The following is a 24,012-nucleotide window of genomic DNA, read 5'->3' on the forward strand; positions in this document are numbered from 1 at the left end:
CAACGGGGCGGCTCCTGACTGCAGGGGCCGCCCCGTTGGCGTTTATAGTTGATTAGCAGCTAGTACCGGCGCAGCTTCACGCTGAGCAGCAACTCTACCGGGGCAATGGTGCCCACGTCGCGCACCAGCACCAGGGCATCGAGGCTGTCGGCGGTGCGCAGGGCCAGCACGTCGCCCTTGCGGACGGGCAGCGCGGCCCGGTTCTGGAGTCGGGCCGCGGCCACGGTGTTGGTGATAGTGCTGGCCGTGGTAACAGCGTCGAAGCTGCTGGCGGTGAGCGTGGTGAGGGCCAGGCGGGTGCCGCGGCGGTTGGTCCAGCGGTTGACGCGGTAGATGCGCGTGGCCAGGGCGGCGGCGGAGCTGGGCGCGGCCAGGCTGGGGCCCGTGGCGGTGGGCACGTACAGCAAATCCGTCAAATCCCAGAAATCGGGCTGATCGGTGGCGTGGGGGGGCAGCACGAAGCCGCGGGCGGTGGCCAGGGACGACCGGTTGGTGCGCTGGCGCGGGGCCTGCAGCCGCACGCTGTAGCTGTGCAGCGGGGCGGTGGAGTCGCTGGGCGTGGCCCGGATGGTGTAGGCGCGGCTGGCGCTGTGCCCGTCGGTGTCGTACACGGTGTAGCGCCAGGTTTGCCGGCCGCGGTTGGCGCTGGCCCCGAAGCGGTTGATGAACAGGAAAGTCTGGCGCGGTGTGGTAAATACCGTGTCGAGATACACGCGCGGGCCGGGGTCCCTGGCATCGGCCACGTTGGGCGTGATGAAGTAGTTTTCCTCGTAAGCCGTGATGGTGAAGCGCGTCAGCCGCGGGTCCTGCTCGCGGGCTTCGGCAAAGGCGCGCACCTCAAACGTATCGGGCGCGGTGACGACCCGGTCGGAGGTCAGCGCGTTGGTAGTGGCAATGAAGTCGAGCAGGGGCGAGGTGAGCTGCTTTTCGCAGGCAGTGAGCAGAGGCAGGGCAAGCAGCAGGCGGGCGGTAGGGCGGGGCATGAGGAGCAGAAATGAAAAAATAGCAGCTGATTCTGAGGTAGTAACGGCGTAAGGAGTGCTACATTGTTGCCATACTCAACCAATACAAGTTCCTTATGAAAACACAAATTACGCATCCGCTGACCAAGCTGTGGTCGGCACTGGTTCTTTTGACAGTACTGAGTGCTTGGCTGGGCAGCTCCGGCAGTGCCCGCGCTCAGTACGGGCAGGTGCTACGCACCGGGGGGCTGACCGGCGGCAAGCAGGCCACCACCCTGGCCGGCGTACCGCCTGGGCAGTACGTGCTGGAGGCCACCGCCGGCCGCCAGCGCCTGAGCCGCCGCCTCGATATCCGCTAGCCGTCATGCGAGTCCTTTTCTTTTGCTGGCTGCTGCTCGGCGGCGCCTTGGCCTACGGCCAGGGCCCGGGCAGCGCCTTTGCCTGGCAGCGCAGCTACGTGGGCCCGGCCAACGAAACCGGCGGCCACGCCGGGCGCCCGCGCGGCGGCGGCTACGTGCTGGTGGGCACCGGCGCGGGCAGCAGCCCCATTCATGGCCCGTTGCTGGTGGTGCGCCTCACCGATGCGGGCGACACGCTTTGGACCCGCAAGATTCTGCCCGCACGTTTGCTGGTTATCACGCCGCAAGGCATTGTCGAAGATGCCAGCGGCGACCTGGTCGTATCAGGCAGTTGCCGGGCTGTCAACCCCACGGCTGGCGACGCTTTCGTGCTGAAGATGAACGCGCAGGCCGACACCGCCTGGGTGCGCACCTTCCGCACCCCCGGCACCGACAGCTTCGGGGCCCCGGTGCTGACCACGGACGGTAATTACTTCGTCTTCGGCTGGATAAACTTCCAGAATCGTGTGCTTAAGGTGTCGCCAGCCGGCACGTTGCTCTGGAACGTAATATCAGACCACAGTACTGCTTTTCCGGGGGTGAACGTCAGTTTGCTACCCATTCTAGGCGGGGGCTGCTGGGTGTTTTCTAGCGGACCTGACGCGCAGCAGCAGCGCGGGGAGGTGGGCATCCACCTGCTGACCAGCGCCGGAGTGGAAACCAGCCGCCGCGTGCTGCCTCGGTTTGAATATTCCGCGTTCCGGGTGTTGCAGGCCGGCAACCGGGTGTTGGTAGCCGGTGCGCAGGAAATGGCCCTGCTCGACGCGCAGGCCGATACTGTGTGGGTGCGCCGCTACCCGCCCTCGCAGGCCAACCGGGGCTGGACGGCGCGGGGCGTGGTGCAGGATGCGCTGGGCGACTACGTGGTGCTGGCCGATGCGCTGGGCGGGCCGCGTTCCGACACCCATTTCCAGCTGCTGCGCTTCACCGGCCAGGGCCAGCTCCGCTCCGACACACTGCTGTTCCGGCCCGCCGGCAGCGCCTACGCCCAAACGCTGCTGCTGGCCCCGGGCGGGGACTACTTCATCAGCGGCTACGCCCTCAATGGCCCGCTCGGCGGTTCCGACCTGGTGGCGGCTCAGTTCCGGCGCTTTAAGCCCCTGCCGGTGCGAGCCGCGCAGCCCCTGGCCGGTGCATTGCAGCTCTACCCCAATCCGGCCAGCGGCCCGGCCACGGCGCACGCCGTCCTGCCCGCCGGCCTGGGCCGCGGGGCCACGCTGATGGTGCTGGACGCGCTGGGCCGCGTGGTGCAGCCGCCGGCGCCCGTGGTGGCCCCTGGCGAAGCCCCGCTACCGGTGGCCGACCTGCCAGCTGGCGTGTACGTGGTGCGCCTGCGGGCCGCCGATGGCCGGACCTGGACCGGCCGCCTGCTGCGGCAGTAAGCCGAGCTGGGCCATCCGGTCATAATAATGCCCCGCTGACGACTATGCCAGCGGGGCATTGTTATGACCGTCCATAGGGTATCCCTGGAAAGGTGGTGACGTCCGCCAGTGTAGTACCTTTAACGCCGCCACTGAGTTTTCTTACATGATCCACCCGTTTAAGACGTTTCAAACCTTCGGCCTGGCCGCGGGCCTGCTGCTGAGCGCTACGCCGGCGGCCGTGCTGTTGCCCGCCGCCCCCGCCCTGGCCCAGCAGCGCCAGCGCATCACCCTCGAAGACATCTGGGCCAAGGGCACCTTTGCGCCGCGCAGCGTGCAGGGCTTCCGCTGGATGCGCGACGGCCGCTACTACTCCGCCCTGGAAAAAGGCGAGGTAGTGCAGCACGACGTCACCACCGGCCAGGCGACCCAGACGCTGGTAGCCACCCAGCAGCTGCGCCTCGCCGGCACCGACCAGCCCATTGCCACGGATGGCTACGAGTTCAACGCCGACGAGCAGAAAATTCTCTTCAGCACCGAAACCGAGCCGATTTACCGCCGCTCCTCCAAGGCCAACTACTTCGTGTACGACCGGGCGGCCCAGAAGCTGGTGCCGCTGAGCGCGGGCGGCAAGCAGAGCTACGCCACCTTCTCGCCCGACGGCCGCCGCGTGGCCTTCGTGCGCCAGAACAACCTGTATATCGTCGATTTGCAGACCATGCAGGAAACGCCCGTCACCACCGACGGGGCCTTCAACAAGCTCATCCACGGCGCCGGCGACTGGGTGTACGAGGAGGAATTTGAGGTAGCCAAGGCTTTTCAATGGTCGCCGGACTCCAAGCAGCTGGCCTTCATCAGCTTCGACGAAAGCCGGGTGCCCGAGTACAACATGCAGGAGTGGGGCGGGCTCTATCCCAAGGACTACCGCTACAAGTACCCCAAGGCCGGCGAGGCCAATTCGGTGGTGACGGTGTCGGCCTACGACGTGGCCGGCGGGCGCACGGTGAAGATGGACATCGGGGCGGAAACGGACCAGTACATTCCGCGCATCGCGTGGACGCCCACGCCCGGGCTGCTGAGCATTCAGCGCGTCAACCGCCTGCAGAACAAGCTGGAGCTGCTGCACGGCGACGCGGCCACCGGCAAGACGCAGGTGGTGTGGACCGACACCGACAAGGCCTACGTGGAGGTGACGGACGACTTGCGCTACCTGCAGAACGGCAAGCAGTTTATCACCACCTCGGAGCGCGACGGGTACCGCCACCTCTACCTCTTCGACATGAAGGGCAAGCTGGTGAAGCAGCTCACCCAGGGCAAGTGGGAAGTAACCGAGTTCGTGGGCGTGGACGAAAAAAGCGGCCTGGCCTACTACGTGTCGGCCGAGGACGCGCCCCAGCAGCGCCATCTGTACCGCGTGGACCTCAAGGGCAAGGGCAAAACCCGCCTCGGGGAGGCCGGCGGCGGCACCGACGTGGTGAACATGAGCCCCGACTTCCGCTACTACCTCAACTACCACTCGGCCGCCAACGAGCCCGTGACGGTGAGCCTGCGCACGGCCCGCGACGGGAAGGTGGTGAAGGTGCTGGAAGACAACGCCGCCCTGAAGCAGAAGATGCAGGACTACGGCTTCACGCCCCAGGAATTTTTCTCGTTCAAGACCGCGGAGGGCGTCACGCTCAACGGCTGCACCATCAAGCCGGCCAACATGGAAGCCGGCAAGAAGTACCCAGTGCTGACCTTCCTCTACGGCGGGCCCGGCTCGCAGAAGGTGCTCGACAAGTGGAACAGCGTGGACTATTACACCTGGTTTCAGCTGCTGGCCCAGCAGGGCTACGTGGTGGCCATCGTGGACAACCGCGGTACCGGCGGCCGGGGCGCGGAGTTCAAGAAGTGCACCTACGGGCAGATGGGCAAGCTCGAAACCATCGACCAGGGCGAGGCGGCCAAGTACCTCGGTGCCCAGCCCTGGGCCGATAAGACGCGCATCGGCATCTTCGGCTGGAGCTACGGCGGCTACCTCTCGGCCCTGGCCATGACCAAAAACGCCGACCTCTACAAAACCGGCATTTCCGTGGCTCCCGTTACCAACTGGCGCTTCTACGATTCCATTTACACCGAGCGGTTCCTGAAAAAGCCCCAGGACAACCCCGGCGGCTACGACGACAACTCCCCCGTGCAGCACGCGGGTCTGCTAAAGGGCAAGCTGCTGCTGGTGCACGGCACCGGCGACGACAACGTGCATTTCCAGAACTCCGTGGCCTTTACCGACGCGCTGGTGAAGGCCAACAAGGACTTCCAGCAGCTGTACTACCCCAACCGCAACCACAGCATCTACGGCGGCAACACCCGCCTGCACCTGTTCCGGCAGATGACCAACTTCCTGCTGCAGAACCTGTAAGCTGACGCGTCGTCGAAAGTTACAAGCGCCGCCCGGCCAGCTGGCCGGGCGGCGCTTGTCGTTCGGGAGCGGCGCGAAAGGAAGCGCCACACCCGGATTTGCCCTGTGCGCAGGCGGCCCGGCGGGTAGCTTGGTCAGGCGGTGCATGCTTGGTAAGGTATTGATGCATAGAGAATAATTTTTGGGTGCCACTTTCGCGCCGCAGCAGAGCCGACGCTCGACCTAGCGGCACTGATTAATCCGGCCGCGGACGCCGCTATCGTGCACGCCACGCTGCCCGCCCCGGCGCGGGTGCAGCTGCGGGTGCTCGACGTGCTGGGCCGCTTGGTGCTGAGCGAAGAGTGGGCGGATGGAGCTGGCCCGTTTGTTGCGCGCATCCCAGTGGCCGGCTGGGCCTTAGGCTATAGATGGTCAGCCTCGGTACTGACAACGCCACCACTACCCAACGCCTGATGACTCGACCTTGACGCGCCCCGACTTCCGCCGCTTACCTGATTCATTTTTCCAGTCATCTGCCCACGCTCTACGCTTATGCCAAATATTGACTTTAGCTTACTGCCCACCGGCGCAAACTCAGCGAAAATGTTGCGCCGCATTTTCACCAAAGGGGCGTTGGCCTTGCTAACGGCGCTGCTGGTAGCTTGTGGTGATGCTCGGCTGCCCGTAACGCCGATCGAGCCACAAGTAGCTGAGATACCGTGTCCGGACCTGCCACCGCCGCCGCAGGTATCTACCGGACAATATGAATTGCTGGACTATCCTCTGGTAGAATCGGTCAAGTACAATCCCAACGACGCCAACGAAGTAGCCTACGTACTGACCGAGGAATCAGCACCTGGTAACGTGATGGGAAGCAGTCTGTATAAAATGAACCTGTTCACCAAGCAACGGACGCTGCTGGCCAGTGACGTTAGCTTCACTTTCGATTGGGGCCGCAACGGCTGGCTGCTCTTCACCTCGGTAGGCAGCGACGTGTGGAAAATCAAGGCCAACGGGGACAGCCTCACCCGGCTGACCACCACCACCGGCACCGGCTACCCGGTGTGGAGCCCTGATGGCAGCCGCATCGTGCATAAGTTTATAGGCACTACCTACGCTCGTACCGGCGTGTACGTGCGTACGGCCACGGGGCAGCAACTGCAGTTTATTCCGGATGCACGCATCCTCTCTTCCAATAGCCTCGCCTTGGCGCCCGATAACCGCACCCTAGCCCTGGGAAGCGGCTTAGGGTACTCGTACCCGAGCGACAGCGTTGCCTTCGGCCTCTACGACCTGTCCACGCTCACGTTCCGGCCACTGTTGCGGGTGCCGCGCTACGAGCCGCCTATTGGTATCCTCTGGACGCCCGACGGGCAGCGCATCATTTGGTCGGACCGCTCGGTGAAGGAGCTGGAAGTGGCTACCGGCCGGATGCGCGTCGTACGGGCGGCCTGTGCCCCCGACGCCTACGGCCGCCTGGGGCGCTGGTTTCTCTACCCCAGCCTTTCGCCCGATGGGCAGCGGCTGGCCATGGTCACCTGCGGCCGCTACCTGGCCGCCGACGGCAAGGTGCACGTGTACACCAAGATTCAGACCACCGACCGCAACGGGCAGCATATCCGCGACGTGACGTTCTGAGGTAATGAACCGGGTGCCTGAACGGCCGGTTTGCAGCGCTGCGAACCGGCCGTTTTAATTCTGGAGTAGCCGCCGGGCCCGGTAGACAAGCAATTACTCAGAAAAAAGCGCGTCTTTAGATTTGATAATCGGGGCTTTACCTGTTCTCAAAAGGTAGGGCAACAGCCGGCCGTGGGGTCGGCGCTTGACGTGGAAGGATAAGAAAAACCGCAGGCGGCCGTTCCAGGCGGACCGTTTTTGCGTAGATGCTCGTCGATATGCGCTTGTTCCGACTGACTTCCGTGCTGCTGGGTGGGGCGTGGGCCCTCACGTGCCTGGGGGCCTGCCAGCGCGATACTGCCCCTACTGAAACCGCCGCCGCGGCCGCCGCCGAAGCCGTAGCGGCCGCTACCGCCGGCCCGGCCCCCGCCGCGCCGCGCCGCGACTGGCACCGCCTGCAGCGGCGCACCAGCCTGCGCGCCCCGCTTATTCGCTACCGGGCCGTGCGCCGCCCCGCTGCCGCGGCCCTGGCCGCCGCCGAGCTGCCTTCCGAGGCTCACCTGTTCGACTTCACCCTCAAGCCCAGCGAGTTTTTTCGCATCGACCCGAACCAGCCCGCCGAGGTGCGCGGCCGCGAGGGCACGGTGCTGCGCCTGCCCGCCCTGGCCCTGGTGGACGAGCGGCAGCGCCCGGTGAAGGAGCCCGTGTGGGTGGAGCTGAAGGAGTGCTTCTCCCTGGCCGATTTGCTGCTCTCCGACTGCATCAGCACCGACGCGGCCGGGGCGCCCATGCAAACCGGCGGCATGCTGCTGGTGCGCGCCAGCACCGGCCGCGGGCAGCGCCTGCGCCTGGCCCCTGGGCAAACTCTCGACATCACGCTGCCCGAGGAGTACGCCACGGCTGGCCGCCAGCTCTACCACAGCCCCGACCGCCGCAGCTGGGCCGCCGTGCCCGTCGAGGCTCTGCCCGCCAGCGGCCCCGCTTACGCCCAGGCCACGCCGCTCAACGGCAGCGCGGGCGTAGCGGCCGAAAGCAGCGCCACCGCCAGTTCCAACCTGCTGTCCTCGGCCGGCGAGGGGCTGCCCGCGGCCACGCTGCGCAGCGCCGAGCTGGGCTGGCTGACCTGCCTGCGCAGCTGGGCCGGGGCCGGCAGCATCGGCCTGCTGGTGCCCGCCGACGTGGATGAGCACACCACCGTGCGGTTGGTGTTTCCGGAGTCGGGCGTGATACTGGCCGGGGCGCCCCAGGCCGGCGGCTACGCCTTCACCGGCCTGCCCGCCCAGCAGCGGGCCGTGCTGGTGGGCCTGCGCTACGAGGGCGGCAACTCCTACCTGGCCGTGCAGCCCCTGAAAGCCGGCCTCGGCGCCGATACCCTGCAATTCCGGGAAGCCAGCCTGGGCGAAATCGAGGAGCAGCTGGCGGACCTGGGGCGGTAGCCCTAGCGCCGCCGCAGCAGGCGCAGCGTCACGCACGAGTCGGTGCGCAGCAGCACCTGCGTGTCGTAGCGCTGCAGCCAGGGCCGCGTAGACTGGCTGCCGCAGCTGACTACCGTCTGCCCCGGGCGGGCCTGGTCGAGGGCGTTGTAGGTGGTGCGGGTGGTGCGGTGGCCGTGGTTGAACTCGGCGGCCATACAGTAAAACTCCGGGCTGTCGTTGAGCACCGGCAGCGTGGCCACCAGGTACTCGCGTACGGCGGGTAGCTGCCGGGCCTGGGCGCGCAGGTGCCGGCCGTAGAGCAGCTGCGGGTCGAGTAGCCGGCTTTGCTGTAGCTGGCGGACGTACTGCCACTGCGCCAGGTAGGGCAGGGCCAGCACGGCCAGGGCCCCGGCCAGCGCGGCCCGATACGAGACGCGCCGCTGAAAGTGCCGGGCCAGAATCTGCCCGGTCCACGTCAGGCCAGCCGCCGCCTGCAAAGCCAGGATGGGGAATACCGGCGCGTCGTACCAGGTCATGCGGGTTTGTACCGTCGAAATAACCAGCAGAAAGCCCAGGGCCACGGCGCCGGTCAGGCGGCTCAGCCACCAGCCGCGGCTGTAGCGCGGCAGCCAGGCCCCAATCAGCCAGCCCAGCAGCGCAGCTACTAGCCAGGCCGTGAACTGGCGCTCGGCCAGCTGGTTGAGGTAAAACTCAAACGGGTGAATGTGGCCTTCGAGCTGCTCCCCGGCTGGCCCGCCGACCTCATAAGCCCACACGCCGCCGAGGTAGCCCGGGGCGGCCCACTCGCGGACGGTGTACCAGGTAGCGGCCGTGGCCAATACCAGCAGCAGAGCCAGCCAGGGGGCCGGGCGGCGCAGGCGGCGCCACTGACCGGTGAAGGCCATGGCCAGCAGCAGGCCGGGACCAAACAGCAGGCCCGCAATGCCTTTGGTCAGCACGGCCAGCGCAAAGGCCAGCCCCGTCAACCCAGCCCAGCGCGGGCGGCCGGTGCGCAGGTAAGCCAGCCAGGCCAGGGCGCCGGTAGTGGTCCAGAGCGTGAGCAGGCTGTCGAAGTCGCCGGTGCGGGTGACGTGCAGCGTGACGTAGCCCTGGCTGGTAAGCAGAATCAGGCCCGCCAGCAGCCCGGCCGGGGCGGGGCCAATCCAGCGCTGGGCGGCCCGGTACAGCAGCAGGGCCGTGGCCAGCGCCGCCAGCGCGGCGGGCAGGCGCAGGCCCAGTTCCGAGGCGCCCAGCACCCGAAAGCTCACGGCCAGCGTCCACATCCACAGCGGGGGCTTGCCGTTCCACAGATCGGGCTGGCCGGAGTGGCGCAGCACCAGCCAGTCGTGGTGCTTCCAGATGCCCAGCGCGTTGACGCCGGTGCGCGACTCGTCCCACTGCTGGGCGGGCAGGCTGGTCAGCAGCCAGAACAGCGGCAGGTAGCTCAGCAACAAGAACAGCAGCAGCGGCAACCAGCGCTGCCAGCCGCGGCGGATACGGGGAAACCGGGACAGGGAAAGCACCGCGAAAATTACGGAATCGGCGGCGCCCGCGCCCGCGCCCGGGGCCAGGCCCAATCCGGCAGGCTGCCACGGTCGCACCTGATCAGCAAACCGCAGTACGCGGCTGCGGGTGGGCAGCGGAAAGCAGGACCGGCGCGACCGGACGCCGCGCCTGCCCAAGCTGCGGGCGTTGGCTGGTGCGCGGGTTATCTTTGGCGCCGTCCGACCAAATAGCGTGGCTGTTCATCGGCAGGGGCGCCGCGCCGGCAGGGTGCCGCACGGTAAGGCTTTATCTACCAATCATTTTTTCCCGCCGATGGCGTCAGATGTTTCTTCACGCCCGCTGGCCCGGTACTGGCCGACACTACTTTTCCTGTTCCTGCTATCTGATCTGGCTTACTCCTGCTGGCAGCACGCGCAGGCCGCCATCAGTGGCGACTTGAGCAACATCGTGCTGCCATCGACCGACTACCAGCCCGTGCTGACCGACCCGCTCGGACTGCGGGCTTTGCGCGGGGAAACGTACGCGGCTCCCAACCGTTTTTTTCAGCACCAGACCATCCTGCAGTATTTCCGGGCCGTGCCGGGCTGGTTGCAGCACTGGTTCAGCCCCGTCGACAGCTTGTACGCGGCTTGTGCGCTGGCCAAGACGCTCATGCAGGCGCTGCTCATCTACTTGCTGGGGGCCTACATCAGCGGGCACCGCGCGCTGACGAGCCGGGCATGGCTGGTGGCGGCGGCGCTGGTCACGCCCTTGTTCCACACCAACGGCTGGACCGGGCAGATCGGCATCATCGACAAATCGGTGGTTTACAGCTTCTGCTACGCGCTGCCCGTGGCCCTGCTGTTGCTGTTTTTCTGGCCCTACGCCCGGGCAGCTGCGCAGCGCCGGCCCGTACGGCTGTCGGCGCCGACGTGGGTGCTGCTGCTGGGGCTGGCGGTAGTGCTGACGCTAAACAGCCCCATTGCCACGGGGGTGCTGGCCATACTATGTCCGGGTATCTTGCTGTACTGCTGGCAGCAGCGCCTGCCGCCGGCTGCGGCGAACGAAGGCATACTGGCGCGCAGCTGGGCCGCGGTCCGGGCATTGCCCAAGGAGCTGCTGCCCCTGGTGGTGGCCACGCTGCTGAGCCTGTACTCCCTGTACATCGGGCGGCTTAACGCGGAGAATCTGACCGCCACCCTGCCGCTGGCGGAGCGGTACGCGCGCCTGCCGCTGGGCGTCTTCTACCAGTTCAAGCAAAAGCTCGGCTGGCCGCTGCTGCTGGCCCTGCTCGGGGTAAATTACTGGCTGCTGCGTCGGCTGCCCGATACTCGCGTGCGGCGCCGCTTGCTTACGGCGCTGCGCTGGATTGGCCTTTTTGCGGCGGTGTACGTGTTGTTGCTGCCGCTGGGCGGCTACCGCGAGTACCGCCCTTTCATCCTGCGCCGCGACACCCTGCTGCCGGTTATCATCGCCGTAATCTACTGGTACGGTGCCGCGGCCTGCTACCTGCTGCGGCACTTGGCCGGCCCCACGCGCGTCCGCTACGGCCTGGGGCTTACGGCCGTGCTGCTGGTATTTACCTTGACGGACCTGCCCAACAAGCGCGAAAACCGCAATTGCGAGCGGGCCGCCCTGCTCGCGCTGGCGCAGGCTTCCGCCGAGGTGGTGGTGCTGGATTCCGATTGTCCGGTGCTCAACTGGGAGCGTTATTCGAGCCCGGAGCAGTCGGCCGTCAATGCCGCCATGCTGCGCTACTGGGGCGTCACGCCGCGCGTCGTGCTCTACTATCACCGGCAGCCGTAGCGGGCCCGCCTACAGCTTCACCGTAATGCTCTGCGGCTCGGTGAAGAAGCGCAAAGCCTCCAGGCCGCCTTCGCGCCCCACGCCCGAGCTTTTCATGCCGCCGAAAGGCGTGCGCAGGTCGCGGTGCAGCCAGGTATTCACCCACACGATGCCCGATTGCAGCGCGTGGGCCACGCGGTGCGCCCGGTTCAGGTCGCGCGTCCAGATGGTGGCGGCCAGGCCGTACTCGGTGCCGTTGGCCCAGTGCAGCACTTCTTCCTCGGTGTCGAAGGGCGTGAGCGTGACGACGGGCCCGAAGATTTCCTCGCGGTTGACGCGGCAGTCGGGCGCCAGGCCCTCGAACACGGTGGGCTGCAGAAAGTAGCCGGCGGCGCAGCGCCCGGCCAGCTGCACGCGCTGCCCGCCAGCCAGCAACGTGCCGCCTTCCTCGTGGGCCAGCGCGATGTAGCTCAGGACTTTCTCCAAGTGCGCCTCGCTCACCAGCGCGCCCTGCCGGCTGCCGGGCTCCTGCGGGTCGCCCACGGTGAGGCCGGCCACGCCCGCCAGGAACTGCTCCTTGAACTGCTCGTAAATCGGCCGCTCCACGAAGATGCGCGAGCCGCAGAGGCAGATCTGGCCCTGGTTGGCAAAGGAGCTGCGCAGGCTGGTGCGCACGGCCTCTTGCAGGTCGCAGTCGGCGAAGATGAGGTTGGGGTTTTTGCCGCCCAGCTCCAGCGAGAGTTTCTTGAACATGGGCGCGGCCGTGCGGGCAATATGCTCGCCGGTCTTGGTGCCGCCCGTGAAACTGATGGCCTTGATGGCCGGGTGCTCGATGATGGCCTGCCCCGCGCCCGGCCCGGTGCCGTGCACGATGTTGAGCACACCCGCCGGCAGCCCCGTCTCGATGCACAATTCACTCAGCAAAAAGGCCGTGTAGGGCGTGATTTCCGAGGGTTTGGCCACCACGCAGCAGCCCGCGGCCAGGGCCGGCGCAATCTTCCAGGTAAACAGGTAGAGCGGCAGGTTCCAGGGCGAGATGCAGCCCACTACGCCCAGCGGGTGGCGCACGGTGTAGTTCAGGGCCACGCCTTCCTGAAAGTGGGTTTCGGAGGCAAAGTGCTGGGCCGCCGTACCAAAAAAGGCGAAGTTGCTGGCCGCCCGCGGAATGTCCACCGTGCGCGCCAGGCTCACGGGCTTGCCGTTGTCCTGGCTTTCGGCCTGGGCCAGCCGCTCCAGGTCGCGCTCAATCAGCTCGGCCACGCGCACCAGCAGGCGGCCCCGCTCCTCGGCCGGCAGGCGGCGCCAGGCGGGCAGGGCCGCTTCGGCGGCTTGCACGGCGCGGGCCACGTCCTGGGCGTCGGAGTCGGGAATGTGGCTGTACGTCTGGCCGGTTGCCGGCTCGATGTTGGGCAGGTAGCGGCCGCCGGCCGGGGCCAGCAGCTCGCCGCCGATGTAGTTCTGCAGGTGCAGCATAGCGGGCAAGGGCAGTGGGTGAGCTGTAAAGCTACTACCGGCTGCGGGTTTGTACTACCCAAAGCCAGCCGGGGCGCCGCACCTTCAGCCAGCCCATGCTGCCGTTCGGACAGCGCTGACCGGCATTGGCACAGAATTGTGGGAAAAGTTGATAGGTTAATCCAACTTTAATGGAAAGCAATCGGAGTCCTGGTAGTCAGACAATGTTCTAATAGTCAGTGTGCAAGGAAAAAATCAAGAACGGTTGTGGCAAGCTTGACGCGTATAAGTTATATTCGCCACTGGTTCTTGAAGTTTGCTCCTTACCCGCTGAAAACCTTGCTGCTAAGCTCGCTCGACCTTCATCCGGTCTACAGGTTGCCGTCGGTAGTTTTCGTGGAGTCCAACTTTTAGACGCCCCCACCACTTGCTTCTCCGATCCGCTCTTTCGGCGCCTATGGGCCAACTTTTACTCCGCTTTTTCTGCATTTACGGGCTGGTATGCGGGCTGCTGAGCGGCCGCGCCACGGCACAGGCGGTTGCCTCCCCCGCCGCCCTGGCCACGTCCTCGGTATTCGTGACGGCGCACCAGGACGACTGGCAGCTGTTTATGGGCAGCCGCGCCTACGACAACGTGCAGCGCCACGGCAAAGTCGTGTTCATCATCCTCACCGCCGGCCACGCGGAGTTTATGAACGACACGTGGTGGCAGGCCCGCGAAACCGGCTGCGCCAACTCGGCCCGCACCGCCTGCAACGCCCAGCGCAGCACCGCCGTGCCCCGCCCCACCTTCAGCACGGTCGACGTGCGCGGCCACCACATCACCGCCACGTTCTACCGCAACACGGCCATGTACTTCCTGCGCCTGCCCGACGGCGGCGTGCGCGGCGAAGGGTTTCCGAAGTGCCGCTTTCAGTCGCTACGCAAGCTCAAGGAGGGCAAAATCAGCAGCCTGACCAGCGTCGACAGCCTGAATACGTACACTTCCTGGGCCGACGTGACCAATACCGTGCGCGACATCATCCGCCGCGAAGTGCGCACCGGCGGTACGCTGTGGGTGAATAGCTCCGACCCCGACGCGCGCCGCAACCCCGCCGACCATCCCGACCACCAAATCACCGGTACCATCACCGACGAGGCTACCCGCGGCATGAACTGCCGCCGCGTGCTCTACGTGGGCTACAGCACCTCCCGCCGCCCCGCCAACTTGAATGCCACGCAGACGGCCAACCAGACGGCGCTGTTTGCCGCCTACTGCCGCGGCCTGACCGAAGCCGGCCAGCCCAGCGCCTGGATGCCCGACCACCTGTGCTGGCTGGGCCGCCAGTACAGCCGCCTGCGCCACGAGCCGGCCGCCGCCCCCGTGTCGCCGGCCACCGCGGCGCAGCGCACGGCCGATAGCCTGGCCGCCGCTTGTCGGGGGCTGGTGCTGGCCGTGCCCACGCCCAACCCCTGCAGCATGTCGAGTCTGCTGGCCTACGAGCTGCCCCGGCAGTCCGACGTGACGGTAAGCGTCTACACCCTGCGCGGGGAGCTGATTCGGACCCTGGTAAGCACCAATCAGCGGCCCGGGCACTACGAAGTCTGGCTCGACGTAAACCAATTCCCGGCCGCGGGCACCTACATCTGCCGCTTGCAGGCCGGGCGGGAGCACCGCGAGCAGCGCATCGAAATCGTGCGGTAGCCGGGGCGCGTTGCGGGCGTAACTTGCAGCCCGGAGTCGCAGCTTTACCCTTATGCTTGATTTTTTCCGCCGCAAGCCCGGTGCTTTCGGCCTGACGCTGACCGCAGCAGTGTTGCAACTGCTGCTGCTGTGGCGTGCTTTTGGGCCACTATTCGCCCAGCCCGGCCAGTTTATCTTCGTCGACGAGGGCGACGGGGCCAAGAACTACTACACCTTTCAGGCCTACCTGCAGCAGCCCTGGGAGCAGGGGCTGCGCTGGTTTGCGGGCATGAATTATCCCTTCGGGGACTACATTTTCTACACCGACAACAGCCCGCTGCTGGCCGCCGCCGTCAAGCTGTTTTCGCGCTACGTTTACGACGTGACGCCCTACGGGCTGGACGTGTACCACGGGCTGGTGCTCAGCGGCATGGTGTTCAGCACAGTGCTGCTGGTGAGCCTGTTGCGGCCGCTGCTGCGGGCCTGGGGGCTGGTGCTGGCCTTCAGCGTGCTGCTGCCCTGGCTTAGTCCGCAGCTCAGCCGCCTCACCGCCGGGCACTTCAACCTGGCCCTGAGCTGGGTGGTGCTGCTGGGCATCTGGGGCACTTACCAGCTGTACACGCGCACCGAAGCCGGCCAGTCCATCCGCCGGCCGGTGCTGCTGGTGGCCGCGGGCCTGACCTTGGCCGGCTTTATACACCTGTACTACCTGCCCATCGTGGGGCTGTACACGGGCAGCTTCCTGGCCTGGTGGCTGCTGCGCAGCGGGCGGTGGCGGCAGGGGCGTCTGCTGGCCGGCGCGGCCGCCGTCACGGTGCTGCCGGTGGTGCTGTGCTACGCCACCATCCGCCTGCTCGACGGCTACTTCGCCCTGCGGCTGGCCACGCCCTCGGGCTTCAACTACGCGCCCTGGCGGCTTTCCCTGGCGGCCTTGCTGCAGCCTTATCCCTACGAAAAAGCCCGCTTTATCATCGAGCCCGAGGCCCAGGTGTCGTACGAGGCGAAGATGTACCTGGGGACGTTTGCGCTGTTTGGGCTGCTGCTGCTGCTGCTGGCCGTGCTGCGGCAGCCGGCCCGTTGGAAGCAGCGCTGGCAGGAGTGGCGCGGCACCACCGCCGGGCGCTGGGCCGGGCTGGCCCTCGGGGCCGCCACCGTGGGGCTGCTGGCGGCGCTGGGCACGCGTTTCGCCCTGGGCCCCGACTGGTACGTCAATAACTACCTGAGTGCCTTTGTGTACCTGCAGAAAATCAGCGGTAGCGCGGCGCACTTCCGGGCCTTTGCCCGCTTTGCCTGGCCGTTTTTCTGGGCCCTGAACCTAGGCGGCGTGCTGCTGCTCGACTACTGGCTGAGCCACAATCGGCACTGGTGGCGCTGGGCCGTGGCGCTGGGCCTGGTGCTGCTAGCCTGGCTCGATACCCGCGACACCCTCAAAGCCTACCGCAGGGGCCTGCTACCCAACGCGCTGACCAATGTGAGCCGGCAGCCCGAGCTGACCCAGCTGCTGCGCGGGGTAGACGTGCGCCGCTACCAGGCCATTCTGCCCATTCCGTACTACCACGTGGGCAGTGAGAATATGGATTTGACGGTGGACGGGGAGAAGGAGCACAACCTGCGCAGCTACCAGCTGGCCCTGCGCACCGGCCTGCCGCTGATGGCCTCCCGCATGTCGCGCACGGCGCCGGTGCAGGCCGAGGCCCTGGCCAGCCTGTTTGAGCAGCCCACGCCCGATGCGGCGCTGCTGGCCAAGCTGCGCGGGCAGTCGGTGCTGGTGTTCTACGACGAGGGCGCCTACCAGCCCGGGCGCACCCTGATAGCCTTTCAGGACCGGCCGCGCCGCCTGCTGAGCGGGGCGCCGGGCTTTATCACCCGCCAGCAGTTGCCGCTGGTGGCGCAGTTCGGCACGCTGCGCCTGTACCGCTGGGACGTGAAGTAACCCGCCCCGGCGGTGGGCAAGCCAAGGAAGCTACTGACCACTACCACGGATTTTCGCGCTGGTTTAGCGCGGCAGCTCCAGCCGCAGCGTGTCGGACGAGGCAGCGGCGCGCTCGGCGAAATAGCGCCGGGCGGGCAGCGGCTGCGGCGACACGTGCTGCAGAATCAGCAGCGGCGCTTCGTCGTGGAGGACGCGCCAGGCGGGGGAGCGGCGGTAGGCCGTCAGGCGGCGCTCCAGCTGCACTTCGGTGAGCGGGTAGGGGTTGTCGCCGCGCAGCACGGCAATGTACTCGGCGTCGCCCACGTAGGGAAACATGTACGTGTAGGGGCGGAACGCCAGGTGGGGCGTGAGCGGCGAGAGGGAGCTGACGGCGGCTCCGGCCGGAATCAGGGCCAGGCCGCGGTGCACGGCGGCCACGTCGAAACCCCGGCGGTAGTGGCGCGGCAGGTAAAACTGGCTGGCGCTTTTGTCGTGCCACTTCGACACCCGGATTTCCATGGACGTGATGGTAGCTACCAGCGCCAGCAGGGCCGCCGCGGCGGCCAGCCGGGTGGCCTGCCGCGGCGCGGCGGCCAGCAGCCAGTGGCCCACGGCCGCGCTCAGCACGGGCACAAACTCGATGGAATACTGGTAGTTGAGCCCCCAGTGCATTATCTCGGCCGAAAACAGCTTCTGGGCGTAAATCGGGACGAGCATGAGCAGGTAGGCCGGGCGCCGCAGCAGGGCGTAGCCGCCCGAAACGAGCACCATCAGGTGCAGCTCCAGCTTGATGTAGTCGCCGTCGGGCGTGTGGGGCAGGTGGTTGCGAAACAGCAGCCCCAGCAAATACAGCGGCCGGCTGACGGCCGTGCGCAGAATGCCGCCGAAACCTTCGCCCACGGCGGCGTAGCGGCTGCCGTAGAGGTAGTCCCGGCCCTCGCTCAGCGCCGGAATGATGAGTTGCGTAACCAGCACAAAGTAGCCCGCCGCCATGACCACCAAGCCCAGAGCCAGCACCAGCCGGTCGCGGCGGCGCCAGTGCAAGGCGGCCAGGCCCAGGGCTACGAACACCAGCCACAGCGCCACGTTTTCCTTGCTCAGCAGCAGCAGCCCGAACAGCAGCACGGTGGCCCCACGCCGGTCCCGCTCAAACAAGTAGAACAGCCAGGGCAGCAGCAGCGCGGCCACCACGTTGTCGTGGTAATCGAAGGCCAGGGCCGAGTACACGCCCCAGATGCTGAGAAAATGCGCCGCCAGCGCCACGGCCGCCCCGGGCTGCCGCCCGCCCGAGCGCAGCCCGTGCAGGCGGTACACCCCGTAGCCGCCAGCCAGCGCCGCCACCACTTGCACCACCAGCAGCGCGTAGGAGCGCAAGGGCCAGTACAGCGGCGCCCACAGCAGCTGCAGCGGGGTAAAATGGTCGCCCAGCAGGTTGTTGTAGCGCATGATGGAATTGACGTTCCACCGCAGGTGGGCGTAATCCCAGAGCGCCTGATTATAAATGCCTAAGTCGTAGGCGTAGGTGCGAAACTGGTAGTGGTTGACCAGGCTCAGCAGCACGAAGCACAGCCCGAAAAACCCCAGCACACCCAGTAAGGCCCGGCGGTAGCGGCGCGCCGGCGCCGGTAGGAGAGAGGGCATAGCGTTGGCGTAGCGGCAAAAATCCCGGCTGGCACCAGGCCAGCGGCGGAAACCGGTTAATCAGCCCCGCTCGACGGCTTCCGGGACGGCAATGTTGGTATCGGAAATGATGTAGAGCGGGCGTTGGCGCACGTTGGCACTCAGCCGGGCCAGGTACTCGCCGATGATGCCCACGGCAATGAGCTGCACGCCGCCCAGGAATAGGATGCTCACCATCAGCGAAGCCCAGCCGGGCTCGGAGTTGGTGGTGAAGAAACGCTGGAACAGGGTGTATATCAGCACCAGAAAGGCAATGCCGGTGGCGCCGAAGCCCATGAGGGTGGCGGCTTTCAGCGGCACATCGGAGAAGGCCGTGATGCCGTCCAGGGCCAGGCGCAGCATCTTGCGGTAGGTGTAGCCGGTTTCGCCGCCGGCGCGCTGGGCCCGGTCGTACTCCACGTAGGTCTGCCGGTAGCCAATCCACGAAATCTGCCCGCGCAGGAATTTGTTCTGCTCCGGCATCTGCTTGAGGGCCTGCACCACCTTGCGCGAGATGATGCGGAAGTCGCCGGTGTCGACGGGGATGGAGACGTTGGTGATGCGGGCCAGAATGCGGTAGAACAGCTTGGCCGTGAACAGCTTCATGGCGCTTTCGCCCTCGCGGCGGCGGCGTTTGGCGTACACCACCTCGTAACCCTGCTGCATCTTCGCGTACAGCTGCGGAATCAGCTCCGGCGGGTCCTGCAAATCGGCGTCGATGATGGCCACGGCCTGGCCGCGGGAAAGGTCGAGGCCGGCCGTCACGGCAATCTGGTGGCCGAAGTTGCGGCTGAAGTTGATGTAGCGCACGTCGGACTGGGCGGCGGCCAAGTCCAGAATCAGCCCCAGGGAATTGTCGCGCGAGCCGTCGTTGATGAAGATATATTCACAGCTGACGCCCATCGGGTCGATAACGCTGCGCAGACGCTGGTAGAGCGTCGGAATATTGGCTTCCTCGTTGTAGATGGGAATGATGATGGACAAATCCACGGCGGCGGGCAAGTAAGCGGAGAAAAGGCTTGGCTAGGCAAAGATGCAAAATCGGGTTTGCCCGGCCGCGGGGGGCGCGCCGGGTACCGGCCGCTGCGCAGTTACTGCTGGCCCTGGCGGATGATTTTGAGCAGGTTGACGCTTTCCGTGAGCAGGATGCGCGGGTTCATGCGCGAGAAAATCACGCCCGGCTTGAGCTGCACCGGCACCGCCTCCACGCGCAGGCCCGGCACGCGGGCCGCCTGGTACAGGAACTCCAGATCGAAGAGGTACCGCTCGACCTGGGTGCGCAGAAACAGCGCCCGGCCCTGTTCATTAAAGCCCTTGATACCGCACTGGGTATCCGACACGGGCAGGCGCAGCAGGTAGCGGGTGCAGAAGCGCAGGGCCCGCGAAATGCCGGTGCGCACGGCCGGTACGCCGGCGTAGTAGGTAGCGTCGCGCACGCCCACGGCCACGTCGCAGTGCTGCTGCCGGAGCTGCTGGTACACGGCCGCCACGCTGGCTTCGGTGTAGGGAAAGTCGATGTCGGTAAACAGGCAGAGCGGGCTGCGGCTCTGGGCTACGCCGTGGCGCAGGGCGTGGCCCTTGCCCTGGTTGGGCGCGTAGGAGAGGTACTGAAACCGCGGCAGCGCCTGCTGCAGCAGCTCGATATCCGCCGGCGTGGGCGGGCGCGTGGAGCCGTCATTCACCACGTACACCGTAAAATCGGTATCGGGCAGCCGGGCGTGGAGGCCGCGCATGCACGCTACCAGGTTGGCGGCCCAGCCAGCAGGCGGATTAAAGCAGGGCAAAACCAGATCAGCCTGGAAGCGGGACATGGGAAAAGGCGCGGCGAATGAGGACGGGAGGGGTCCGTCGGGTAAACTGGGCTATACGTCGGGGCGGCCCGCCAGGGCAGGCAAGCCCGACCATACAGCCTGCAAAACTACCGGATTACAACGCACCGCTGCCGCTCCCGGCTCGTGGCGGCCCGCCTACCGGGCCAGGGCGCCGGCCGGGCCGAGGCGGTAGCCGTTCAGAATCAGCTGCTGGTCGGGACTGGTCCAGTACACGTTCGTGTCTTCGGGCCGAATCAGCAAGTCATCCACCAGCAGGTCCTCGTTGGCGTAGAGCACCTCCAGGCGCTTGGTTTCCGGCCGGATGCGCACCGTCACGGCCACCCGAATCCAGTCGCCGTCGATTTCGGTGCAAATGCGCCCGTCCTTGTACTGGTAGTCCAGCTCGCCGCCGCCCGCGTCGTACTGGCGCACCTGCAGGCTGCCGTAGCCGAAGTCGGTATGGCCGTTGACCCACACGCTCACCTCGTAGCGGCCGGTGTCGGCCGGGGCGGGCACCGGCCCGTTGTACATCACGATGCGGGCCTCGCCGTGGTCGGCCAGGGCGCCGGGCGCCAGGTGGCCGCGCCGGTCGGGGCGCTTGGCGAAGTCGTCCATGATTACACCCTTAGGCGTGGTGGCGCGCAGGCCGCCGGGGCGCTGGGGCAGGGTGGGCAGCAGGGCGGCGGCGCGCTGCTGCTCCTCGGCGCGGGTGGTGGCGGCCAGCGCGGCCAGCGGCAGCTCGTAGAGCTGGACCTCCGGCGTGCTGACCAGCAGCTTAGCCAGGCTCACCAGGCGCTGCTCGGCCAGGGTGAGCGACTGGGGCGTTACCAGCAGCAACAGGGGCTTCTGGTTGGGAAAGTCGCGCAGCAGGGTTTTATCGAGCAGGGGGCTGCTCAGCAGCTGCACGTGGCGCATGACCTGCCCGATGGACGGGCGCGAGACGTAGCTGGACAGCTCCGGCAGGCCGGAGGCCAGCGCCAGCCGGTGAATTTCGCGGATGGACTGGGCGCTGCCTTCCAGCAGGAACTTGTCGCTGCCCAGGTTGAAGTAGGGCAGGGGCATGATGGCCTGGAAGTCGGCGGGGCGGCGGTTGGCCCAGGACAGCTCCTGCAGCAGCGGGTGCGGGGGGCGCATGTAGGCCCGGGCGCCCGCCCCGCCCTGGGCAATCTGCACCCTGGTGCTGAGGTTGGCCCAGGCCTCGCCGGCCCAGAGCAGCAGCAGCAGGGGCACCCAGGGCAGGGCACCGAGGGCAATGCGCCGCTGGCGCTGCAGGCGCCACAGCCCGTGCAGGTAGTAGGCCACGTAGGTGGTGTAAACGAAGTAGAATGGCCAGGCAAAGCGCCCCAGCGCCCGGAACTGCCGCAGCGGCCCGAGGTAGGGCACCAGCTTGTTGAGCGGCGGGAAGATGAACGGCACGCCGCCCGCAAACAGCACCAGCAGCCCCGCCGCCCACAGGCTCAGCGCCAGCGGCGCCGGCGCATACCGGCGTATCGGCACGGGCCGCCCCCGCCGCCGAATCAGGTTACTGACGAAGCGGATGAAGGTGGCAATCAGCACGCCCGTGCCCACCAGGCCCACGTACGACATGCCCTCAAACTCCACGTCCTTGGTGCTGAACAGGCCCGTCCAGAGCGGGCGAATGGGCGGCAGGCTGGGCGTAAACAGGCCCTGCCAGGAGGTGATGTACACCAGGAAGCCGTAGGGGTTGGGCGGCCGGTCGGTGGTGGAGTCGGTGAGCCAGAGCCAGGTGCGGAACAGCAGCAGCGGCAGCAGGGCTGCCACCACCATGGCCCCGAGCTGGCCCCAGGTGTAGCCCCGGCGCCGGAAGGCCAGCAACAGCACGTGGGCCAGCAAAAAGAAGCTGCCGCAAGCCAAGAAGTAGGCCATGACGTAGCCCATCAGCAGGCTGCTCGCCCCGAAGATGATGTACCAGCGCCAGCGCCGGGGCTCGTCGAGCATGCGCAGGATGCAGTACCAGAGCCAGGGCACGAAGCAGGGGTAGCTCAGCGACATATGGTCGCCCAGGCGCTGAATCTGCGGAGCCAGGAAGGTAATCAGCAGGGCCAGCAGCACGGAGTACACCACCGGCAGGCGCAGGCGGCGTAGGATGGCGTACATCACCAGCGGCGTCAGCCACACGCCCAGCAAGGCCAGCAGGTTGGTGATGCCCACGGTGTGAATGGCCGTCGGCAGGCCCGCCCGTTGCAGCACGCCCATGGTCCAGGCTACGGCCGGCTGCAGGTTGGGGTAGGTGAAGTTTTCCCCGTAGGGGTAGTTCATGCCCGAAAAACGGCTGCCGGTATCGTAGAGGGCGTAGTAGGCCGTGGCGAAATACGCCTGCAGTCCGTCGCCGCCGGGCTGCATGAAGTACTCGTCGGGATGGGCCAGCAGGAAGGAATAAGCCAGGCCCAGCACCAGGGCCGCGAGCAGTGCTACGCTAACCAGGCCCAGCCAGTGCCGCAACGGGCGAGATGGATTCATAAAGTACCAGATTGCATTGTGGCTGCCGCTGCCACCCGGGTCGGGCAGCCCATACCAGGCCAAAACTACACGGTTTGACCCAGATTCGGGGCCGCCCGCCGCGGCCCGGCGGCTCACCGTCCGGCCGCGGCCGGACGGCCGCCAGCCGCCGGGTTACCGGAGCGTTACGGGCTTCCGAACCCCGCCCGGGCATGGCTAGCACTCCACCGGGCCGTGCTATATTTGCCCTTTCGCGATACTAACTTTTACTTCTTCATGCGCCTTCCTTTGCTGGGTACCGCTTGCGTAGCGTTGCTGGCGGCCTGCTCGTCCGAAAAAGCCCCCGAGTCGTCCGGTAACGTCATCATGTCGACGGGCTTCGAGGACCTGAATGGCTGGGTGCCGCCTTCGCCGTCCCTGACCAAGGAAAAAGCCCACTCCGGCCAGTACTCCATCAAAGTCGACCCCGGCATCGAGTACAGCCTGACCTACATCAGCGTGATGGGCAAGGTGATGCCGAATAAGCCGCAGAAGCTGCGCCTGACGGCCTGGGCCACCACCGCCAGCAAGGAGGCCGACGCCATGCTGACGGTGGGCATGCTGAACCCGACCACTGGCACCTCGCTGCTGAACGAGCAGGTACACCTGAAGGAGCGGGTGAAGACGCCCGGCGAGTGGGAGAAAATCGAAATGGACCTGACCGTCCCGGAAAAAGCTACCTCCACCGACGAGCTGCGCGTCTACCTCTGGCGCGTGGGCAGCGGCGAGCCGGCCTACCTCGACGACGTCGAGCTGCAGATTGTAAACTAAGCCCGGGCGGATGCGCCGGGGCCCTTCCCGGCTGGCCAGCCCGGGCACAAAGCTGCGCGGCCCGGCGCTGAAGCTCCTCTAGCAATTCTTGTCCATGTCCTTCTTTCAGTCGGCCCGGTGGCGGCAGCTGGGCCGGGCAGCGGCCGGCGCGCTGCTGCTCGGCGCCTGCACCGACCGGCAGCCGGAGCTGCCTCCGCTGTCCGCCGGCCAGCAACCCGTACTGAGCACCAGCTTCGAGGGGCTGGCGGGCTGGACGGCGGCCGACAGGCTGGCGTCCGTCACGCAGGAGCACGCCCGCACGGGCCGCTACGCCCTCAAGGCTGGCCGCGACCTGGAATACAGCCTAGGCTACAGCGGCCGGCTGGGAGACTTGCTGCCCCAGGGCGCGCTGCGCCTGCGCCTGACGGCCTGGGCCTTTACCGAGCGGCCCACCGACGCGCTGCTGATCCTGCAGGTGGTGCGACCCGACCAGAACGACCACAGCGTGGTCTACGAAAAGCTGGAGCTGGGCCGCATCGTTACCCGCTCGGGGCAGTGGACGCCGGTGTCCGCCTCCGTGGAGCTGCCCGCCGAGGCCACGCCCGACAGCCAGCTGCGGCTCTATCTTTGGTATCCGAACGCGCTCAACTTCATCTACCTCGACGACGTGGCGCTCTACCGCGAAGACAACTACTAAGCGGCCATCCGACCCGGCCGGTGGTACGCTTCGCCGTTCTATCCCTTGTATGATTGCACTGCCCTATCTTCTGGGTAGCCAGCCAAGGAAGCGGAGTCACCTACCATCCCTAAATGCGGGGCTTCGGCCTCGACCTTGTGGGTTAGAGCCAGTGCTCCGCTTCCCGTTT

General features: G+C 66.8%; 18 protein-coding genes. 11 read left to right on the plus strand and 7 right to left on the minus strand.

Translation table 11 applies throughout. The annotated features are described in order from the left end of the window. Positions 1–59: 59 nt before the first annotated feature. Positions 60–983: a hypothetical protein gene (locus EJV47_RS19425; protein ID WP_126694837.1), complete on the minus strand. Its 924-nt coding sequence runs from the start codon at positions 981–983 to the stop codon at positions 60–62. Between the two features lie 95 nt (positions 984–1,078). Here EJV47_RS19425 and EJV47_RS19430 point away from each other — a divergent pair, with 95 nt between their 5' ends. From EJV47_RS19430 to EJV47_RS19455, 6 genes are all read left to right on the plus strand, one after another. After that, the gene (locus EJV47_RS19430; protein ID WP_126694838.1) at positions 1,079–1,321 is read left to right on the plus strand and encodes a hypothetical protein; all 243 of its coding nucleotides are present in this window, start codon (positions 1,079–1,081) and stop codon (positions 1,319–1,321) included. A 5-nt stretch (positions 1,322–1,326) separates the two neighbouring features. Next, on the plus strand, positions 1,327–2,742 hold the full coding sequence (locus EJV47_RS19435; RefSeq protein WP_126694839.1) for a T9SS type A sorting domain-containing protein: 1,416 nt from the start codon (positions 1,327–1,329) through the stop codon (positions 2,740–2,742). A 145-nt stretch (positions 2,743–2,887) separates the two neighbouring features. Beyond that, a complete protein-coding gene (locus tag EJV47_RS19440) occupies positions 2,888–5,119 on the plus strand; it encodes a S9 family peptidase (RefSeq protein WP_126694840.1) in 2,232 nt (743 codons plus the stop codon). A 261-nt stretch (positions 5,120–5,380) separates the two neighbouring features. Beyond that, positions 5,381–5,572 (plus strand): hypothetical protein, encoded by a 192-nt coding sequence (locus tag EJV47_RS19445; RefSeq protein ID WP_126694841.1) that lies wholly within the window; start codon positions 5,381–5,383, stop codon positions 5,570–5,572. 294 nt (positions 5,573–5,866) lie between these two features. Further along, a complete protein-coding gene (locus EJV47_RS19450; protein ID WP_165903834.1) occupies positions 5,867–6,736 on the plus strand; it encodes a TolB-like translocation protein in 870 nt (289 codons plus the stop codon). A gap of 257 nt (positions 6,737–6,993) precedes the next feature. After that, positions 6,994–8,151 (plus strand): hypothetical protein, encoded by a 1,158-nt coding sequence (locus EJV47_RS19455; RefSeq protein WP_126694843.1) that lies wholly within the window; start codon positions 6,994–6,996, stop codon positions 8,149–8,151. A gap of 2 nt (positions 8,152–8,153) precedes the next feature. Here EJV47_RS19455 and EJV47_RS19460 read toward each other — a convergent pair whose 3' ends face one another. After that, positions 8,154–9,653, minus strand: coding sequence for an ArnT family glycosyltransferase (locus tag EJV47_RS19460; protein ID WP_126694844.1), 1,500 nt, complete (start codon positions 9,651–9,653; stop codon positions 8,154–8,156). Positions 9,654–9,948: 295 nt separating this feature from the next. Here EJV47_RS19460 and EJV47_RS19465 point away from each other — a divergent pair, with 295 nt between their 5' ends. Continuing rightward, positions 9,949–11,421 (plus strand): hypothetical protein, encoded by a 1,473-nt coding sequence (locus tag EJV47_RS19465; protein WP_126694845.1) that lies wholly within the window; start codon positions 9,949–9,951, stop codon positions 11,419–11,421. Between the two features lie 9 nt (positions 11,422–11,430). Here EJV47_RS19465 and EJV47_RS19470 read toward each other — a convergent pair whose 3' ends face one another. Next, on the minus strand, positions 11,431–12,873 hold the full coding sequence (locus EJV47_RS19470; protein ID WP_126694846.1) for an aldehyde dehydrogenase: 1,443 nt from the start codon (positions 12,871–12,873) through the stop codon (positions 11,431–11,433). A 436-nt stretch (positions 12,874–13,309) separates the two neighbouring features. Here EJV47_RS19470 and EJV47_RS19475 point away from each other — a divergent pair, with 436 nt between their 5' ends. Continuing rightward, positions 13,310–14,536: a PIG-L family deacetylase gene (locus EJV47_RS19475; protein WP_126694847.1), complete on the plus strand. Its 1,227-nt coding sequence runs from the start codon at positions 13,310–13,312 to the stop codon at positions 14,534–14,536. Positions 14,537–14,588: 52 nt separating this feature from the next. Beyond that, complete coding sequence (locus tag EJV47_RS19480; protein ID WP_126694848.1) at positions 14,589–16,448, plus strand: DUF6311 domain-containing protein; 1,860 nt, start codon at positions 14,589–14,591, stop codon at positions 16,446–16,448. Between the two features lie 63 nt (positions 16,449–16,511). Here EJV47_RS19480 and EJV47_RS19485 read toward each other — a convergent pair whose 3' ends face one another. The 4 genes from EJV47_RS19485 to EJV47_RS19500 all read right to left on the minus strand — a co-directional run bounded on the left by EJV47_RS19485 (position 16,512) and on the right by EJV47_RS19500 (position 22,378). Then, positions 16,512–18,068, minus strand: coding sequence for a DUF2079 domain-containing protein (locus EJV47_RS19485; protein ID WP_126694849.1), 1,557 nt, complete (start codon positions 18,066–18,068; stop codon positions 16,512–16,514). A 60-nt stretch (positions 18,069–18,128) separates the two neighbouring features. Continuing rightward, entirely contained in the window at positions 18,129–19,088 is a 960-nt protein-coding gene (locus EJV47_RS19490) for a glycosyltransferase family 2 protein (protein WP_243651229.1), read from the minus strand. Positions 19,089–19,177: 89 nt separating this feature from the next. Further along, complete coding sequence (locus EJV47_RS19495) at positions 19,178–19,897, minus strand: glycosyltransferase (RefSeq protein ID WP_126694850.1); 720 nt, start codon at positions 19,895–19,897, stop codon at positions 19,178–19,180. 156 nt (positions 19,898–20,053) lie between these two features. Next, the gene (locus EJV47_RS19500; protein WP_126694851.1) at positions 20,054–22,378 is read right to left on the minus strand and encodes a DUF6311 domain-containing protein; all 2,325 of its coding nucleotides are present in this window, start codon (positions 22,376–22,378) and stop codon (positions 20,054–20,056) included. 255 nt (positions 22,379–22,633) lie between these two features. Between EJV47_RS19500 and EJV47_RS19505 the strand changes: the two genes are divergently transcribed. Together EJV47_RS19505 and EJV47_RS19510 are read left to right on the plus strand one after the other, a co-directional pair. Then, positions 22,634–23,167, plus strand: a complete 534-nt coding sequence (locus EJV47_RS19505; protein WP_126694852.1) for a carbohydrate binding domain-containing protein — start codon at positions 22,634–22,636, stop codon at positions 23,165–23,167. A 94-nt stretch (positions 23,168–23,261) separates the two neighbouring features. After that, complete coding sequence (locus EJV47_RS19510) at positions 23,262–23,843, plus strand: hypothetical protein (RefSeq protein WP_126694853.1); 582 nt, start codon at positions 23,262–23,264, stop codon at positions 23,841–23,843. Positions 23,844–24,012: the final 169 nt, after the last annotated feature.

This window comes from Hymenobacter gummosus (assembly GCF_003970915.1).
Classification (GTDB): Bacteria; Bacteroidota; Bacteroidia; order Cytophagales; family Hymenobacteraceae; genus Solirubrum; species Solirubrum gummosum.